The sequence below is a fragment of the Pseudomonas sp. B19125 genome (assembly GCF_044218855.1).
Lineage (GTDB): Bacteria > Pseudomonadota > Gammaproteobacteria > Pseudomonadales > Pseudomonadaceae > Aquipseudomonas > Aquipseudomonas edaphica.
Genome location: NZ_CP162589.1, coordinates 813,888 through 831,286, shown reverse-complemented (window position 1 = coordinate 831,286; position 17,399 = coordinate 813,888). Strand labels below are relative to the sequence as shown.

The 17,399-nt window shown below is 60.5% G+C and carries 15 protein-coding genes; 10 read left to right on the top strand and 5 right to left on the bottom strand.

What is annotated here, in order from left to right; all coding sequences use genetic code 11:
* Positions 1 to 150: 150 nt before the first annotated feature.
* On the top strand, positions 151 to 1,146 hold the full coding sequence (locus AB4P96_RS03675; RefSeq protein ID WP_099550329.1) for a hydrolase: 996 nt from the start codon (positions 151 to 153) through the stop codon (positions 1,144 to 1,146).
* A gap of 92 nt (positions 1,147 to 1,238) precedes the next feature.
* Here the strand turns inward: AB4P96_RS03675 and AB4P96_RS03670 are convergent, their stop codons facing one another.
* Complete coding sequence (locus AB4P96_RS03670; protein WP_099550328.1) at positions 1,239 to 2,093, bottom strand: sulfurtransferase; 855 nt, start codon at positions 2,091 to 2,093, stop codon at positions 1,239 to 1,241.
* 33 nt (positions 2,094 to 2,126) lie between these two features.
* A complete protein-coding gene (locus AB4P96_RS03665; protein WP_017139471.1) occupies positions 2,127 to 2,798 on the bottom strand; it encodes a TetR/AcrR family transcriptional regulator in 672 nt (223 codons plus the stop codon).
* Between the two features lie 146 nt (positions 2,799 to 2,944).
* On the opposite strand from AB4P96_RS03665, the gene AB4P96_RS03660 reads away from it, so the two are divergent.
* The 5 genes from AB4P96_RS03660 (at position 2,945) to AB4P96_RS03640 (ending at position 7,750) form a co-directional block, all read left to right on the top strand.
* Entirely contained in the window at positions 2,945 to 4,372 is a 1,428-nt protein-coding gene (locus tag AB4P96_RS03660; RefSeq protein ID WP_177033842.1) for a coniferyl aldehyde dehydrogenase, read from the top strand.
* Positions 4,373 to 4,400: 28 nt separating this feature from the next.
* On the top strand, positions 4,401 to 4,946 hold the full coding sequence (locus tag AB4P96_RS03655; protein WP_395600511.1) for a twin-arginine translocation pathway signal protein: 546 nt from the start codon (positions 4,401 to 4,403) through the stop codon (positions 4,944 to 4,946).
* Between the two features lie 147 nt (positions 4,947 to 5,093).
* The gene (locus AB4P96_RS03650; protein ID WP_017139474.1) at positions 5,094 to 6,689 is read left to right on the top strand and encodes a GMC family oxidoreductase; all 1,596 of its coding nucleotides are present in this window, start codon (positions 5,094 to 5,096) and stop codon (positions 6,687 to 6,689) included.
* A 103-nt stretch (positions 6,690 to 6,792) separates the two neighbouring features.
* Complete coding sequence (gene coaD, locus AB4P96_RS03645) at positions 6,793 to 7,272, top strand: pantetheine-phosphate adenylyltransferase (protein ID WP_003176711.1); 480 nt, start codon at positions 6,793 to 6,795, stop codon at positions 7,270 to 7,272.
* A gap of 226 nt (positions 7,273 to 7,498) precedes the next feature.
* Positions 7,499 to 7,750, top strand: a complete 252-nt coding sequence (locus AB4P96_RS03640) for a YfhL family 4Fe-4S dicluster ferredoxin (RefSeq protein ID WP_017139475.1) — start codon at positions 7,499 to 7,501, stop codon at positions 7,748 to 7,750.
* A gap of 123 nt (positions 7,751 to 7,873) precedes the next feature.
* Here the strand turns inward: AB4P96_RS03640 and mutM are convergent, their stop codons facing one another.
* A complete protein-coding gene (mutM, locus tag AB4P96_RS03635) occupies positions 7,874 to 8,686 on the bottom strand; it encodes a bifunctional DNA-formamidopyrimidine glycosylase/DNA-(apurinic or apyrimidinic site) lyase (protein ID WP_099550323.1) in 813 nt (270 codons plus the stop codon).
* 21 nt (positions 8,687 to 8,707) lie between these two features.
* Entirely contained in the window at positions 8,708 to 9,520 is an 813-nt protein-coding gene (locus AB4P96_RS03630) for an HDOD domain-containing protein (protein ID WP_169987622.1), read from the bottom strand.
* Between the two features lie 285 nt (positions 9,521 to 9,805).
* Between AB4P96_RS03630 and AB4P96_RS03625 the strand changes: the two genes are divergently transcribed.
* The 3 genes from AB4P96_RS03625 to ilvD all read left to right on the top strand — a co-directional run bounded on the left by AB4P96_RS03625 (position 9,806) and on the right by ilvD (position 14,436).
* Positions 9,806 to 11,002, top strand: a complete 1,197-nt coding sequence (locus AB4P96_RS03625) for a class I SAM-dependent rRNA methyltransferase (protein WP_003213799.1) — start codon at positions 9,806 to 9,808, stop codon at positions 11,000 to 11,002.
* Positions 11,003 to 11,205: 203 nt separating this feature from the next.
* Positions 11,206 to 12,366 (top strand): MFS transporter, encoded by a 1,161-nt coding sequence (locus AB4P96_RS03620; protein WP_395600510.1) that lies wholly within the window; start codon positions 11,206 to 11,208, stop codon positions 12,364 to 12,366.
* A gap of 228 nt (positions 12,367 to 12,594) precedes the next feature.
* Positions 12,595 to 14,436, top strand: coding sequence for a dihydroxy-acid dehydratase (ilvD, locus tag AB4P96_RS03615; protein ID WP_017139479.1), 1,842 nt, complete (start codon positions 12,595 to 12,597; stop codon positions 14,434 to 14,436).
* A 176-nt stretch (positions 14,437 to 14,612) separates the two neighbouring features.
* Here ilvD and AB4P96_RS03610 read toward each other — a convergent pair whose 3' ends face one another.
* Positions 14,613 to 15,671 (bottom strand): hypothetical protein, encoded by a 1,059-nt coding sequence (locus tag AB4P96_RS03610; protein WP_017139480.1) that lies wholly within the window; start codon positions 15,669 to 15,671, stop codon positions 14,613 to 14,615.
* A 241-nt stretch (positions 15,672 to 15,912) separates the two neighbouring features.
* Between AB4P96_RS03610 and AB4P96_RS03605 the strand changes: the two genes are divergently transcribed.
* On the top strand, positions 15,913 to 17,304 hold the full coding sequence (locus AB4P96_RS03605) for an L-cystine transporter (protein WP_017139481.1): 1,392 nt from the start codon (positions 15,913 to 15,915) through the stop codon (positions 17,302 to 17,304).
* Positions 17,305 to 17,399 lie beyond the last annotated feature (95 nt).

The window sequence follows — 17,399 nt, the reverse complement described above, 5'->3', positions numbered from 1 at the left end:
CTGCGAAGCAGCCCCTTTTAAAGGCACCGCGATCCTACAAATAGAATGCGGCGACTTTACTGGGGCCGCTTCGCAGCCCAACGCAGGGCAAGCCTGCTCGCCACAACAAGCTCGCATGCCACAGTAAGCTCGCTTGCTACCGAGAGTTTAATGATCCCGTCCTCTGAGCTGTTCAAACCCGCCTTCGGCCTCGGCAACCCCCACTTGCAAACCCTGTGGGGCCCGCTGTGGCGCCCTACCACCCATATCGAACGCCAACGCGAACGCCTGTGGCTGGACGACGGCGACTTTCTCGACCTCGACTGGCATGGGCCCCATGACGCGCAAGCGCCATTGGTGCTGGTGCTGCACGGGCTGACCGGCTCGTCCAACTCGCCTTATGTGGCCGGGCTGCAAAAAGCCCTCGCAGCTCAAGGCTGGGCCAGCGCCGCCTTGAATTGGCGTGGGTGCTCGGGCGAGCCAAACCTGTTGGCACGCAGCTATCACTCCGGTGCCAGTGAAGACCTGGCGGCGGCGATTGCACATCTGCATGCCAAACGACCCTTGGCGCCGCTGTATGCGGTGGGTTATTCGTTGGGCGCAAATGTGCTGCTCAAGCACCTGGGCGAAACCGGCGAGACGTCCGGGCTGCAAGGCGCAGCGGCGGTGTCGGTGCCGTTTCGACTGGACCAGTGCGCTGACCGTATCGGGCTGGGCTTTTCGCGGGTGTACCAGAAGCACTTCATGCGCGAGATGTTGGCGTATATCCGCGTCAAGCAAAGCCGCTTTGTGAAGGATGGCCGGGCCGAAGGGCTGAAAACCCTGGAAGCCCTGGGCTCATTGGAGAAAATGCGCACGTTCTGGGACTTCGACGGCCGGGTGACCGCACCGTTGCACGGGTTCCTCAGTGCCGAGGACTATTATCGTCGCGCCTCGAGCCGTTACTACTTGGGCGAAATCCGCACGCCAACCCTGATTATCCAGGCCGCCGATGACCCGTTCGTGTTTGCTCACAGCCTGCCCGAGGCCAGTGAACTGTCGGATTGCACCGAGTTTGAGTTGTTGGCCAAGGGTGGGCATGTGGGGTTTGTGGATGGGACGTTGAAACGCCCCAGTTACTACCTGGAGCGCCGTATTCCGCAGTGGTTACTGACACAACACGGTTAAAAAATGTGGGAGCTGGTTTGTGTGGGAGCTGGCTTGCCTGCTCCCACACAAACCAGTTCCCACAGTTTTATTGGGTTTACATGGCTATTCAATCAGTCGCCGGTTGCAATCTGCCGCGTGGGGTCGGTAATCCACTCACTCCACGACCCCGCATACAACTTGCCCAACGGGTAACCGGCCAAACTCAAGGCAAACAAGTTGTGGCACGCCGTCACGCCCGAACCGCAGTACGCCACCAGTTCATCCGGTGACCGGCCCTGCAACTGTGCGGCGAAGCGCTGCTTGAGCTGATCGGCCGGTAGAAAGCGGCCATCACTGCCCAGGTTTTCGGTGAACGCTGCACATTGCGCACCGGGAATGTGCCCGGCAATCGGATCAATCGGCTCTACCTCGCCGCGAAAACGCGCCGCTGCACGGGCGTCGATCAAGGTGAGGCCCGGCTCACCCAAGCGCTTTTGCAAATGCTCGGCGTCCAGCAGCAGGCGGTTGTCCGGCTTACCGGCGAACGCTCCCGGCTCCACCACCGGTGCATCGAGGCTCAACGGGAAACCGGCGGCGTGCCAGGCCTTGAGACCACCGTCCAGGATAAACACCCCGTCACGCTTGCCCAGCCAGGCCAGCAACCACCACGCGCGGGCGGCATAGGCGCCAGGGCCGTCGTCGTACAGGACGATGTCGGTGTTGGCATGGATGCCCCAGGCCCGCAGTTGCGCAACCAAAGTGTCCGCCGCCGGTAACGGGTGGCGGCCGGTCACGCCTTTGGTCACCGGCCCACTGAGATGACGCTCCAAGTCGGCATATTGCGCGCCTTCGATATGCCCTTCGGCATAGCTGCACAGCCCGTAGTCCGGGTCTTCGAGGGCAAAACGACAATCCAGGATCACCAGCCCCGCGGCCTTTTGGCGTTCGGCCAATTGCTGGGGGCTGATCAGTTGGGCAAGCGACATGACGGGCTCCTGTGAACAGATTCGGGAAAGGTCCTACTTCACTTCTTCCAGTGCCTGGTTCAACGGCACGTAAAACTCTTTGAACAAGGCATCCACCGCCTCTTTCGCCTGGGGCGTGACAAACCCCGCCTCCAGCACCAGCACCTGATACACACCGCGCTTGATCGCTTCGGCGCTCAAGTGCGCGGAGTTCTCATTGGTGGTGCACAGGAACCGCACCCACGAGGTGAGGATGATCCAGGCATTAAGGGTCAGTGCCTCGGTTTGCACCGGGTCCATACTGAGGATGCCAGCGTCGACAAACCCTTGGTAAATGGCCCCGCCCTGGATCAGGCAGCGCTGGGAAAACCGCCGGTAGCCGGTGGCCAGTTCCGGGTCGCTTTCCAGCAGGTGTTCGAGGTCTCGGTGCAGGAAGCGGTAGCGCCACATGCCGGCCAGCACGGCCTGCAGGTAAAAGCGCTTGTCTTCGACAGTCACCGCGCGGCCCTGTGGCGGGCGCAGGAAACTGTCCACCAGCGCTTCGTACTCACGAAACAGCACGGCGATGATCGCCTGCTTGTTGGGGAAGTGGTAGTACAGGTTGCCCGGGGAAATTTCCATATGGGCGGCGATATGGTTGGTACTGACGCTGCGCTCACCCTGCTGGTTAAAAAGCTCCAGGCTGGTTTGCACAATGCGCTCGCTGGTCTTTACTCGTGGTGCCATAGGGGATCAGCTTCTGAACACGGGATGGGGCATCTTACGGCCTATCCTTGTCAGGATAAATCCGCATGTTGCTGCAATGACATTTGACAATTTAGAGCAATGACTCTAAAAATCCAGGCAGACCTATAACAATCGGGAACTGCGCCATGTCTGCCAACGTTGCCTACCTGCAAGATTCCCAGGCGCTGGATCAACTCCAGGACCTGTTCGACGCCCAACGTCGCGCCTATGCGGCCAACCCGATGCCGCCAGCTGCACAGCGCAAGCAGTGGCTAAAGGCTTTACGCGACGTGCTCAGCGACGAACGCCAGGCCCTGATCACCGCGATCAGCCAGGACTTCAGCCACCGCAGCGCAGACGAAACCCTGTTCGCCGAGTTGATGCCCAGCCTGCATGGCATTCACTACGCCAGCAAACACCTCAAAGGCTGGATGAAACCTTCCCGGCGTGCGGTAGGCATTGCCTTCCAACCAGCGTCAGCCAAAGTCATCTACCAGCCGCTGGGTGTGGTCGGGGTGATTGTCCCCTGGAACTACCCGTTGTACCTGGCCATTGGGCCGCTGGTCGGGGCTTTGGCGGCGGGAAACCGGGTGATGCTCAAACTCAGCGAATCCACGCCCGCCACGGGCGAACTGCTGAAGGCGCTGCTGGCCAAAATCTTCCCCGAAGACCTGGTGTGCGTGGTGCTGGGCGAGGCCGAAGTGGGCATGGCATTTTCCAAATTGCGCTTCGATCACCTGCTGTTCACCGGCGCCACCAGCATCGGCAAACACGTGATGCGCGCAGCGGCCGAGCACCTGACACCGGTTACCCTGGAGCTCGGTGGCAAGTCGCCAGCCATTGTTTCCGCGGACGTGCCACTCAAAGACGCCGCCGAGCGCATTGCCTTCGGTAAATGCCTGAATGCCGGGCAAACCTGCGTGGCACCGGATTACGTGTTGGTGCCGGAAGACCGCGTTGAAGGTTTCGTCGAGGCCTACAGCAACGCCGTTCGCGGGTTTTATCCGACCCTGGCCGACAACCCGGACTACACCGCCATCATCAATGAGCGGCAACAGGCCCGGCTCAATGCCTACGTCAAAGACGCCACCGACAAGGGCGCCACCCTGATACCGCTGTATGACCAGGGCCAGGCACGGCGTATGGCCCATAGCCTGTTGCTGAATGTCAGCGACGAGATGACGGTGATGCAGGACGAAATCTTCGGCCCGGTGCTGCCGATCGTGCCTTATCGCGGCCTCGACCAAGCGTTTGCCTACATCAACCAGCGCCCTCGCCCACTGGCCCTGTATTACTTCGGCTACAACAAAGGCGAACAGAACCGCGTGCTCCACGAAACCCATTCCGGCGGTGTTTGCCTCAACGACACGCTGCTGCATGTGGCCCAGGACGATATGCCCTTTGGCGGCATCGGCCCGTCGGGCATGGGCCATTACCACGGCCATGAAGGCTTCCTCACGTTCAGCAAGGCCAAAGGGGTGCTGGTCAAACAGCGCCTGAACGCGGCGAAACTGATCTACCCGCCTTACGGCAAAGCCATCCAGAAGTTGATCCAGAAGCTGTTTATCCGCTGATTCCGCCACCCTCGGGATAACAATAACAATGAACCCTAGCCTGACTGAAACACCCGCGCTGTCACGGCGCGGCGTTCTGAAAATCGGCCTGTGCGCCAGCGCATTCCTGGCCACCGCCGGCTTGGGGGCCAGCCTCAGCGGCTGCTCCAGCAGCACCCCGGCCAGTGGCTTTGCCATGCTGCGCAGCAGCGACCTGCCGTTTTTGCGCGCAATCATCCCGGTGTTACTCGAAGGCGCGGCCAGCGCCCAGGACGTGGTCGCCGGCATCGAAGACACCCTGAAAAAACTCGACTACAGCCTGCAAAACCTGTCGCCGGAGATGTTCAAGCTCACCCAGCAACTGTTCGACGTGCTGAGCATGGGCATCACCCGTGGCCCGTTGACCGGCATTTGGGGCAGTTGGGAAAACGCCAGCAGCGATCAGATCCGCAACTTCCTGCACCGCTGGGAGAACAGCTACCTGAACCTGCTGCGCATGGGCCAGGGCTCGCTGCTCAAGCTGGTGATCATGGCCTGGTACTTCCGGCCACAATCCTGGGCGCATTGCAGCTACCCCGGCCCACCGAAGATCTAGCCCTGGCAACCCAATCAAACATGTGGGAGCTGGCTCGCCTGCGATAGCGGTGTATCAGCCAGAAATGAAAGGCAGGCAGACCGCCATCGCAGGCAAGCCAGCTCCCACACTGAATGCAACTTCGTATAAAAATAAGAGTGCACTTCTATGCCCGTACCCGATCTGTTCCGCGATGGCCTGGCCCGTGGCTGGAAAACCCACAATGGCGCCGCCCTCAGCAATGACCTGACCCTGGAAGCCGATGTGGCCATTATCGGCAGTGGCGCGGGTGGCGGCACCACTGCCGAGATCCTCAGTGCTGCGGGCTACAAAGTGCTGCTGATCGAAGAAGGCCCGCTCAAGACCAGCAGCGACTTCAAGCTGCTCGAAGACGAAGCCTACGCCAGCCTCTACCAGGAAGGCATCGGCCGCATGAGCAAGGACGGCGCGATTACTATCCTGCAGGGCCGTGCCGTCGGTGGCACCACGCTGATCAACTGGACCTCGAGCTTTCGCACACCCGATGCCACCCTCGCCCACTGGGCCAGTGAATATGCAGTCAAGGGCCACAGCAGCGCAGAAATGGCGCCGTGGTTCGAAAAAATGGAACAGCGCCTGGGCATCGCCCCTTGGGCCATTCCACCGAATGCCAACAATGATGTGATCCGCAAAGGCTGCGAAAAGCTCGGCTATAGCTGGCACGTGATCCCGCGCAACGTGCGCGGCTGCTTCAACCTGGGTTACTGCGGCATGGGGTGCCCGGTCAACGCCAAGCAATCGATGTTGGTGACCACCATTCCCTCCACCCTGGAAAAGGGCGGCGAACTGCTCTACCTGGCCCGCGCCGAACACCTGAAATACAGCGGCGACACCATCAGCAGCCTTGAATGCGTGGCCATGGATGAGCGTTGCGTGGCGCCTACCGGGCGCAAGATCACGGTCAAGGCCAAGCATTACGTGCTCGCGGGCGGTGGCATCAACAGCCCGGCGCTGTTGATGCGTTCGGACGCGCCCGACCCGCATTCGCGGCTGGGCAAGCGTACCTTCCTGCATCTGGTGAATTTCTCCGCGGGGCAGTTCGACGAGGTGATCAATCCGTTCTATGGCGCTCCGCAGTCGATCTATTCCGACCACTTCCAGTGGCAGGACGGCACCACCGGCAAAATGTCTTACAAATTGGAGGCGCCGCCGCTGCATCCAGGCCTGGCCAGCACGCTGTTCGGCGGCTACGGCACCGGGAACGCGCTGGACATGAGTCAGTTGCCCCACACCCACGCCATGCTCGCCCTGCTGCGCGACGGCTTTCACCCCGACAGCCCCGGCGGCACGGTGGAATTACGTGGCGACGGCACACCGGTGCTCGACTATCAGGTCTCGGACTACGCCTGGGACGGCCTGCGCCGTGCGTTTCATACCATGGCCGAGATTCAGTTCGCGGCGGGCGCCAAGTCGGTCAAGCCGCTGCATCACGATGCACGCTACGTGAATACCCTGGCCGAGGCACGCAGCCTGATCGATGGCCTGAGCCTGGAACTGCACCGCACCACGCTGGGCAGCGCCCATGTGATGGGCGGTTGCGCCATGGGCGAGGACCCGAAAAACGCGGTGGCCGACAGCCTCGGCCGTCATCATCAATTGCGTAACCTGTCGATCCACGACGGCTCGCTGTTCCCCACCAGCATTGGCGCCAACCCACAATTATCGGTGTACGGGTTGACCGCGCAACTGGCGACAGCATTGGCCGAACGTCTGAAAACAGCATGAAAAAACCGGGTATTCACGGTATCTATCTACATAAGTCGACTTGGCCCACCGGGAATGCTGCGATACCATCCGGTTCCCCAACGGACTCCGCCAGGACGACGCGATGAACCGAGTGTTGTACCCAGGTACCTTCGACCCGATTACCAAAGGCCATGGCGATCTGGTCGAACGTGCGTCTCGCTTGTTCGACCATGTGATAATCGCGGTCGCCGCCAGCCCCAAGAAAAACCCACTGTTCCCCTTGGAACAGCGCGTAGAGCTGGCGCGTGAGGTCACCAAGCACCTGCCCAACGTGGAAGTGGTGGGCTTTTCGACGTTGCTGGCGCACTTTGCCAAAGAGCAGAACGCCAATGTGTTCCTGCGTGGCCTGCGCGCGGTGTCGGACTTCGAATACGAATTCCAGCTGGCCAACATGAACCGCCAACTGGCGCCGGACGTGGAAAGCCTGTTTCTTACGCCGTCGGAACGTTACTCGTTCATTTCCTCGACGTTGGTGCGTGAAATTGCCGCTTTGGGCGGAGATATCACCAAGTTCGTGCATCCGGCCGTAGCCGATGCGCTGACCCTGCGCTTCAAGAAGTAAGGCTCTTTGTGGCGAGGGAGCTTGCTCCCGCTGGACTGCGCAGCAGTCCCAATGGTTTCGAGCAAAGCGGGGCCGCTCCTCGCCCCAACGGGAGCAAGCTCCCTCGCCACAGAGGCAACGACCCACATTCGGGCTTGCCACACGCTCGCACTGCGGGCGCCAATGCGGCACAATTGCACGCATTAGTTTTCAGATGCCCTGGCTGACAGCCCTGGCAGGAGTTTCCATGTCCCTGATCATCACCGACGATTGCATCAACTGCGACGTCTGCGAACCCGAGTGCCCGAACGCTGCGATTTCCCAAGGCGAAGAGATCTACGTGATCGACCCCAACCTGTGCACCCAGTGCGTCGGTCACTACGACGAGCCTCAGTGCCAGCAAGTGTGCCCGGTGGATTGCATTCCGCTGGATGAAGCCCATCCGGAAACGGAAGAGCAGTTGATGGCCAAGTACCGGTTGATTACCGGCAAGGCCTGAAGTTATTTATTGCCTGTAAAGGCCTCATCGCAGGCAAGCCAGCTCCCACATTTAGAGTGGTGAATACATCCAAATGTGGGAGCTGGCTTGCCTGCGATGGCGACATCAGCCATCACCCGACACTCAGCTCTGGCACTTGGGGCAAAACACACTCGCCCGCTGCCCCAGCACCACATTGCGCAACTCGCTCCCGCAGACCTTGCACGCCTCACCGCCCCGGCCGTAGACGTACAGCTCCTGCTGGAAATACCCCGGTTGCCCATCACCGCCGATAAAGTCCCGCAACGTGGTGCCACCACGCTCGATAGCTGCCGCCAGCACGCGCTTGATCTCGATCGCCAGCTTCAAATAACGCCCGCGTGAGATACCACCCGCAGCCCGGCGCGGATCTATCCCTGCCGCAAACAACGCTTCGGTCGCGTAGATATTGCCCACGCCCACCACCACCGCGTTGTCCATGATGAACGGCTTCACCGCTATCGACTTGCCACGCGACAGCTGGAACAGACGCTCGCCATCAAACAGGTCGGTCAACGGCTCCGGCCCCAGGCGCAGCAACAGTTCGTGGTTGTGCGGGTCCTGGCTCCAGAGCATCGCGCCAAAACGCCGAGGGTCGGTATAGCGCAGCGCCAGGCCCGACTCCAGCTCGATGTCCACATGCTCATGCTTGAGCGCTGGCAAGCCGACTTCCACCAGGCGCAAATTGCCCGACATACCCAAATGGCTGATCAACGTGCCCACTTCGGCATTGATCAACAGGTACTTGGCCCGCCGCTCCACCAGCACGATGCGCTGCCCGGACAGGCGCACATCCAGGTCTTCCGGGATCGGCCAGCGCAGGCGCCGTTCACGCACTACCACACGGCTGACGCGTTGGCCTTCCAAATGCGGCGCAATCCCGCGCCGGGTGGTTTCGACTTCGGGTAACTCGGGCATGTGTACCTCTTGATTAAAGGGTCAGTGCGCGCCCAGTTCGCGGATCGATAGCTTCAGGCTTTCAAAGTCGTAGTCCGACAGGCCCACGTAATCCAGCACCAGATGCCCGATGGCATCCCACTCATGGTCCGCCGATTGGTTGCCCAGCACGCGGTGGGACGAGCAGATGTGCTCGGCCATCTTGAGGATCGCCAACAGGTTTTTAAGTTGCGGGTTGCGCGACGACTCATCGCTGAAAATCGCCAGGGCGTTGTGGTGGTTGGCGATGGCGTCGGTCACATGCTCCGGCAGGCGCCAGGATTTGGCGGTGTAGTAACCCACCACGGCATGGTTGGTGTTGAACGCGTTGTTCTCGGTGTCGACCACCCGGCAATCCGGGCCGGCATTGGCGTAAGCCTGCTCCAGCACCGCCATGTAATTGGGGAAGCGCTTGAGCATCAGCGGCACGCCGCAGTCGTGGAACAGGCCCAAGGCATAGGCCTCGTCGACCGTTTGCGAGCCGGTGCGCTTGGCCAGGGTCAGGCAGGTCATGGCCACGTCCTGGGCGGTGTCCCAGAAGCGGTTGAGGGTGACGATGGTGTCGTCGCTCATCTCGCCCTTGATCGACTGCGCGTTGATCAGGTTGATGATCGAGCGGCTGCCCAGCAGGTTCACCGCGCGCTGGATCGAGGCGATCTTGTTGCTCAGGCCGTAATACGGCGAGTTGACGATCTTCAGCAGCGCACCAGACAGGCCTGGATCCTGGGAGATCAGCCGCGCGATCACTTCCAGGTCCGGGTCGGGCATGTACTGCTCCATCTGCAAATCCACCATGATTTGCGGTTGAGGCGGCACGCTGATGCCTTGCAGGGCCTGCTGGATCTGCTCGGCGGAAAGCTCTGGGGACATAAATACACACTCTGGACTAGGCGCGAATTCTAACCTCTATGGGAAGCTGACCGACACCTCAAAAACCGGATTGAATGTGGGCTCTGGGCTTGTGTGGGAGCTGGCTTGCCTGCGATTGCATCACCACCGTACGTCAGATACACCGAATCGCCTGCATCGCAGGCAAGCCAGCTCCCACATGAATAACGGCGCAACAGGGTATACTCCCGCTCTTTTTTCCGGAGCGACGTCATGTCCCTGCCTAGCCTGCGTCTCAAAGCCAACGCCGATCGTCGTTTGCGCAACGGCCACCTGTGGGTCTACAGCAACGAAATCGATGTGGCCGCCACACCTCTTCACGGCTTCCAGGCAGGCGACCAGGCTATCCTGGAAGCGGCTGGCGGCAAGACCCTGGGCATCGTGGCCATGAGCCCGAACAACCTGATCTGCGCCCGCCTGCTGTCACGCGACATCAAGTTGCCGCTGGACAAATCGCTGCTGGTGCACCGCATCAACGTCGCCCTGTCCCTGCGTGACCGCCTGTTCGACAAGCCGTTCTACCGCCTGGTCTACGGTGATTCCGACCTGTTGCCGGGCCTGGTCGTCGACCGTTTCGGCGACATCCTTGTAGTACAGATCGCCTCGGCGACCATGGAAGCGCACAAAGAAGACGTGATCGCTGCCCTGACCCAAGTGCTCAAGCCAAGCGGCATCCTGTTCAAGAACGACTCCGCCGCGCGTGACGCCGAAGGCCTCAACCGCTACGTCGAAACCGTTTTCGGCCTGGTGCCGGAGTGGGTCGCGCTGGAAGAAAACGGCGTGAAATTCGAAGCCCCGGTGATCCAGGGCCAGAAAACCGGCTGGTTCTACGACCACCGCATGAACCGCGCCCGCCTGGCCCCGTACGCCAAAGGCAAACGCGTACTCGACCTGTACAGCTACATCGGCGGCTGGGGCGTGCAAGCTGCAGCGTTCGGCGCCAGTGAAGTGTTCTGCGTCGACGCCTCCGCCTTCGCCCTCGACGGCGTAGAGCGCAACGCCGCACTGAACGGTGTTGCCGAGAAGATGACCTGCATTGAAGGCGACGTGTTCGAAGCCCTCAAAGAGCTGAAAGCCAGCGAAGAACGTTTCGACGTGATCGTCGCCGACCCACCGGCCTTCATCAAACGCAAAAAAGACATGAAAAACGGCGAAGGCGCCTACCGCCGCCTGAACGAGCAAGCCATGCGCCTGCTCAGCAAGGACGGCATTCTGGTCAGCGCATCGTGCTCCATGCACCTGCCGGAAGACGACCTGCAGAACATCCTGCTGACCAGCGCCCGTCACCTGGACCGCAACATCCAGATGCTCGAACGCGGCGGCCAGGGCCCGGATCACCCGGTGCACCCGGCGATTGCCGAAACGCGCTACATCAAGAGCATTACCTGCCGGTTGCTGCCTAATAGCTAAGTAACACGCAGATCAAATGTGGGAGCTGGCTTGCCTGCGATAGCGGTGGACCTGTTGACGAGTTTGTTGACTGACACTCAGCCATCGCGGACAAGCCCGCTCCCACATTTTTCCGACACAAACCGTCCTTCAACGGTTTTGATTGAATTCCACATTTCGCAGACTAGTATCGGTTTCTGGAATTACTCCGGAAAACAAAAACAATGTCTGGGCCCTACCTCTCCCGCTTCATCCTCATCACCTGCATTTCCCTGATCAGTTTCTTCCCGATTAACATTCTGCTGCCCTCTTTTCCCGCGCTGGCTGCCAGGTTCGACACACCTACCGCAGAAATCGCACTGTCGATCAGTCTGTTCACGCTGGTGTTTTCAATTTCCCAATTGATTGCAGGCCCGCTGTCGGATAAATGGGGCCGCAAGGAAGTGTTGATCGGCTGCATTACGCTGTCGATCCTCGGCGCGATGGGTTGCGCGTTCGCGTCCGACTACCTGACCTTCCTGCTGTTTCGCTGCGTGCAGGCCATGGGCTGCGGGTTTTTCGTACTGGGCCATGCGCTGGTCGAAGACCTGTTCGAAGAACAGGACCGCGCCCGCGTACGCCTGTATTACATGACCCTTAGCGGTTCGTTTGTGGCGCTCTCGCCGCTGATCGGCTCCTGGCTGCAAACCACCTTCGACTGGCAAGGCAGCTTCTACGGCTTTGCGCTGATGGCACTGGGCATGTTGATCCATGCGCTCTGCATCCTGCCGTCCAAGGCCGCCAGCCCGCACCGCGCGCCGGTATCAATCATCGGTACGCTCAAAGCCGTCGCTGGCAACCGCGACTTCCTGCGTTACTGGTGGATCGCCGCGCTGGTGTTCGCCTGCTATTTCGCCTTGATCAGCGTGACACCGCTGATTTTCATGGATGCGTTGAAACTGTCCGAATACCAATACGCACTGGTGTTGATGGTGTACGGCGTGGCCTACCTGCTCGGTGGCGTCGCGGCATCGTACTTGCAGAAGCGCATCTCGCTGTCCCGGCAAATCAATATCGGGCTGGGATTGCTGCTGGTGGCCGGCATTTTGTTAACGCTGATTATCAGCGTTGAGGCCATCACCTCCCTGACTCTGCTGATCCCGATGCTGATCAGTGCCCTGGCCGTCACTCTTGTGCGGCCTGCCGCGATTTCGGCGGCGATGCTGCTGTTTTCCAGCAGCGCGGGCACGGCAGCGTCGGCGGGCAACAGCATCATGTTCCTTACCGCGGCCATCAGCAGCGCCGCCCTCGCGCAGACCGGCAACCATTTGCTGATGACCATCGCCGTAAGCTTCATCGTTTTCAGCCTGTGGGGTTGGGTGGCGAATGCACGTGTGGGTCGCTAGCAAGCGCCCTCGCCACAGACGGTCATTCCCTCCAGCCGCCAGCGGTGTAGAATCGGCCTTATTCATCGCCAGTCATCCCCCGGCGGGTTTATGAGCTCGAGGCCCAGGCACGCGGCGATCCCGCGACGCGAGTGGCAACGTTTGGACACACGGCCATTTTCTGAGTGCTCCATACGTCAATAGAAGCTCACTTCCCTTTAGTACTTGATTAGCCGCCCGGAGTGCTCCATGCCAGATTACCGCTCGAAAACATCCACCCACGGCCGCAATATGGCCGGCGCGCGCGCACTGTGGCGTGCCACGGGGATGAAAGATGACGACTTCAAGAAGCCGATCATCGCGATTGCCAACTCCTTTACCCAGTTCGTACCGGGCCACGTCCACCTCAAGGACCTGGGCCAACTGGTCGCCCGCGAGATCGAACGCGCCGGTGGCGTCGCCAAGGAATTCAACACCATCGCCGTGGATGACGGCATCGCCATGGGCCATGACGGCATGCTGTATTCGCTGCCGAGCCGCGAGATCATTGCCGACTCCGTGGAATACATGGTCAACGCCCACTGCGCCGACGCCATCGTCTGCATCTCGAACTGCGACAAGATCACCCCCGGCATGCTGATGGCCGCCCTGCGCCTGAACATCCCGGTGATCTTCGTCTCCGGCGGCCCGATGGAAGCCGGCAAGACCAAGCTCGCCTCCCACGGCCTCGACCTGGTCGACGCCATGGTCATCGCCGCCGATTCCAGCGCTTCTGACGAGAAGGTCGCGGAATACGAACGCAGCGCCTGCCCGACCTGCGGTTCGTGCTCCGGCATGTTCACCGCCAACTCGATGAACTGCCTGGTCGAAGCCCTGGGCCTGGCCTTGCCGGGCAACGGTTCCACCCTGGCCACCCACAGCGACCGCGAACAGCTGTTCCTGCAGGCTGGCCGCACCATCGTCGAGCTGTGCAAGCGTTACTACACCGAGAACGATGAGTCGGTGTTGCCGCGCAATATCGCCAACTTCAAGGCGTTCGAGAACGCCATGACCCTGGACATCGCCATGGGCGGTTCCACCAACACCATCCTGCACTTGCTGGCCGCAGCGCAAGAAGCCGAGATCGACTTCGACCTGCGCGACATCGACCGTCTGTCCCGTCATGTGCCGCAACTGTGCAAAGTCGCGCCGAATATTCAGAAGTACCACATGGAAGACGTGCACCGCGCCGGCGGGATCTTCTCGATTCTTGGCTCGCTGGCCCGTGGCGGCCTGTTGCACACCGACCTGCCGACTGTGCACAGCAAATCCCTGGCCGAAGGCATCGCCAAGTGGGACATCACCCAGACTGACGACGAAGCGGTGCATCACTTCTTCAAGGCTGGCCCGGCGGGTATCCCGACCCAGACCGCGTTCAGCCAGTCGACCCGTTGGGAAACCCTGGATGACGACCGTGAAAACGGCTGCATCCGCAGTGTCGAGCACGCCTACTCGCAAGAAGGCGGCCTGGCCGTGCTGTACGGCAACATTGCCCTGGATGGCTGCGTGGTGAAAACCGCCGGTGTGGATGAATCCATCCACGTGTTCGAAGGCCGCGCCAAGATCTACGAAAGCCAGGACAGCTCGGTGCGCGGCATCCTCGCCGACGAAGTGAAAGAAGGCGACATCGTGATCATCCGCTACGAAGGCCCGAAAGGCGGCCCGGGCATGCAGGAGATGCTCTACCCGACGTCTTACCTGAAATCCAAAGGCCTGGGCAAAGCTTGCGCCTTGCTGACCGACGGCCGCTTCTCTGGCGGCACCTCGGGCCTCTCGATCGGCCACGCTTCGCCAGAAGCCGCTGCCGGTGGCGCGATTGGTCTGGTGCAGGACGGCGACAAGGTGCTGATCGACATTCCGAACCGCTCGATCAACCTGTTGATCAGCGACGAAGAACTGGCGGCACGCCGGGTTGAGCAGGACAAGAAAGGCTGGAAACCGGTGGAGAAGCGTCCGCGCAAAGTCACTACCGCGCTGAAGGCATATGCCCTGTTGGCCACCAGTGCCGACAAAGGTGCTGTGCGTAACAAGGCGATGCTCGACGGCCTGTAAGCCCGCCCATAAAAAAGCCCCGCCACGTGCGGGGCATTTTTTTGCCTGAATAAAACTCCCCAGACAACAGAGATCAACTGTGGGAGCTGGCTTGCCTGCGATGGCGGCGTGTCAGCTTGCCTCTCTGAGCCTGACCGATCGCTATCGCAGGCAAGCCAGCTCCCACACTGACCGCGTTACTGGATTTCGTCCGGCTTGACGATCACCCAGTTCTTGTCCGCCGTCACCGGCAAGCCTTCCTTGGCCTGAGCAGCCGCGTGCTTGGCCATCATGCCGTTGAGCTGGGTCATGTATTTGTCCTTGCGGTTGATCCACAAGTGAATGCCACCCTTGGCCACGTCCACATCGTGGAACAGCATGTAACCGTCGCTGGTCGGTGTGTCACCGCCGACGATCACTGGTTTCTTCCACTCGTCGATGTAGGTCAGGATCGCAGCGTGCTTGCCGGCCATCCAGGTCGCCGGAGTCCATAAGTACGGCGTCAGTTCCAGGCCAAGGTTGGCCTTCTCGTCATACTTGCCCGCGGTGATCTGCTTACGCGCAGTGGTCAGTTCGCCGGTCTTGCGATCCTTGAGCAAGGTGCTCACGCCGATGACGTTCTCGGGTTTGACGTTGTAGCCGTACTTCGGATCGGCGGCGACCATACGTACCAACTCCTCGGAGGCGGCGGTCATCACATACACCTCGATGCCGTTTTCCATCAGCTTGTTGTACAGCTCGGCCTGGCCGGTGAAGACTTTTGGCGGCTGCACCTCAGACTTCTTCACCACATCGCCTTCAAAGTAGGTGACCGGCACCGGCTTGCCGGAAGCCATCAGCTCGTCCACCTGGACCTTGAGTTCCTTGAGGGTGAAGCCCGAGAAAATCTGCGCAACCCATGGGTAGCAGACCATGTCGTCGACTTCGCAAAGGCGGTAGTAGTAGCTGAACAGGCTTTCCTTGTGGTCGGCGGTGTCCTTGAACGGCATCAGCTTCAGCGATGGGTCCATGCTCTCGCGGGTGATCAGGCCCTTGTTTTCCATGTAGGGCAGCAAGGACTCTTCGAGGTCGTAGCGGTAACTGGTGTTGTCCATGTCGAACACCGCGAAGTTACCCTTGTTGGCGTTGGCGGCGATCATCTTGTTCAGTTGCTCGGCGGCCGGCGCCGGCCAGTGTTTCAACTCTGTGGCGGCAAATGCCTGGCTGACGAGGCCGAGGCAGAAGGCGGCGGCAAGTAGTTTTGGCGCGAGCTTCATAAGCGTTTTCTCCCTGAGTGAAAGACACCGACGCTAACAAATCTGTATGACAGTTATCGCCCGAGCACGACCGCTGACGTCGCGATAACGTCAATGCCATGTGCCTGAGCGTCAAATGCTTATTCCAAAAACGACAGTCGCCATTCCATATTGGTATTAAATCAATATATTTCAAACTGTTAGGCTTCCCGGTTCGCAATCGCAGGCTCACGCGATTGGCTGCCTTCTCAACGGAGCTTCAATGAATCTGCCCCTGATTCTCAACTTACTGGTGTTCGTGGCCCTGTTGCTGGGCCTGGCACAAACCCGTCGCACGAACTGGAGCCTCGCCAAGAAGGTGCTGTTTGCCCTCGTATTGGGCGTGGTGTTCGGCACGGTGTTGCACACCATTTACGGCGACGGCAACCCGGTGCTGAAGGCCTCGATCAGTTGGTTTGATCTGGTCGGCAATGGCTACGTGCAACTGCTGCAAATGATCGTGATCCCGCTGGTGTTCGCCTCGATCCTCAGTGCTGTGGCGCGCCTGCATAACGCCTCGTCCCTGGGCAAGATCAGCTTTTTGACCATCGGCACGCTGCTGTTCACCACCGCGATTGCGGCGCTGATCGGTATCGGCCTGACCAATCTGTTCGGCTTGACCGCCGAAGGTCTGGTGGCGGGCACCCAGGAGATGGCACGCCTGCAAGTGATCCAGAGTGATTACGCAGGCAAGGTTGCCGACCTGAATATCCCGCAGTTGCTGCTGTCATTTGTGCCGGCCAACCCGTTTGCCGACCTGGCGCGCGCCAAGCCGACGTCGATCATCAGCGTGGTGATTTTCGCTGCATTCCTGGGGGTTGCCGCGCTGCAACTGCTCAAGGATGACGTGGAAAAAGGCCAGAAAGTGCTTAACGCCATCGACACCCTGCAAGCCTGGGTGATGCGCCTGGTGCGCCTGGTGATGAAGCTGACGCCCTACGGCGTATTGGCGCTGATGACCAAGGTTGTCGCCGGCTCCAACCTGCAAGACATCATCAAGCTCGGCAGTTTTGTGGTGGTGTCTTACCTGGCGCTGGGGCTGATGTTTGTGGTTCACGGCCTATTGCTGTCGCTGGCCGGGATCAACCCGCTGCGGTTCTTCCGCAAGGTGTGGCCGGTACTGACGTTTGCCTTCACCAGTCGTTCCAGTGCGGCAGCCATTCCGCTGAGCATTGAAGCGCAGACCCGTCGCCTGGGCATTCCGCAATCCATCGCCGGGTTCGCCGCCTCGTTTGGCGCCACCATTGGCCAGAACGGTTGCGCCGGTCTCTATCCGGCCATGCTGGCGGTGATGGTTGCACCGACCGTGGGCATCAACCCGCTGGACCCACTGTGGATCGCAACATTGGTGGCGATTGTGACCTTGAGTTCGGCCGGTGTGGCAGGCGTGGGCGGCGGTGCAACCTTTGCCGCGCTGATCGTGCTGCCGGCGATGGGCTTGCCGGTGTCACTGGTGGCGCTGCTGATTTCCGTGGAGCCGCTGATCGACATGGGCCGCACGGCGTTGAACGTGAATGGCTCGATGACAGCCGGGGCGATTACCAGCCAGATCATGGGGCAGACGGATAAAGCGCTGCTGGATGCCGATGAGCATGCTGAATTAGCGCAGGTCTGATAGACCGCTATCGCAGGCAAGCCAGCTCCCACACTTGAATCGGTTTCCTCAGGAGAAATCGGTCAACTGTGGGAGCTGGCTTGCCTGCGATGCTT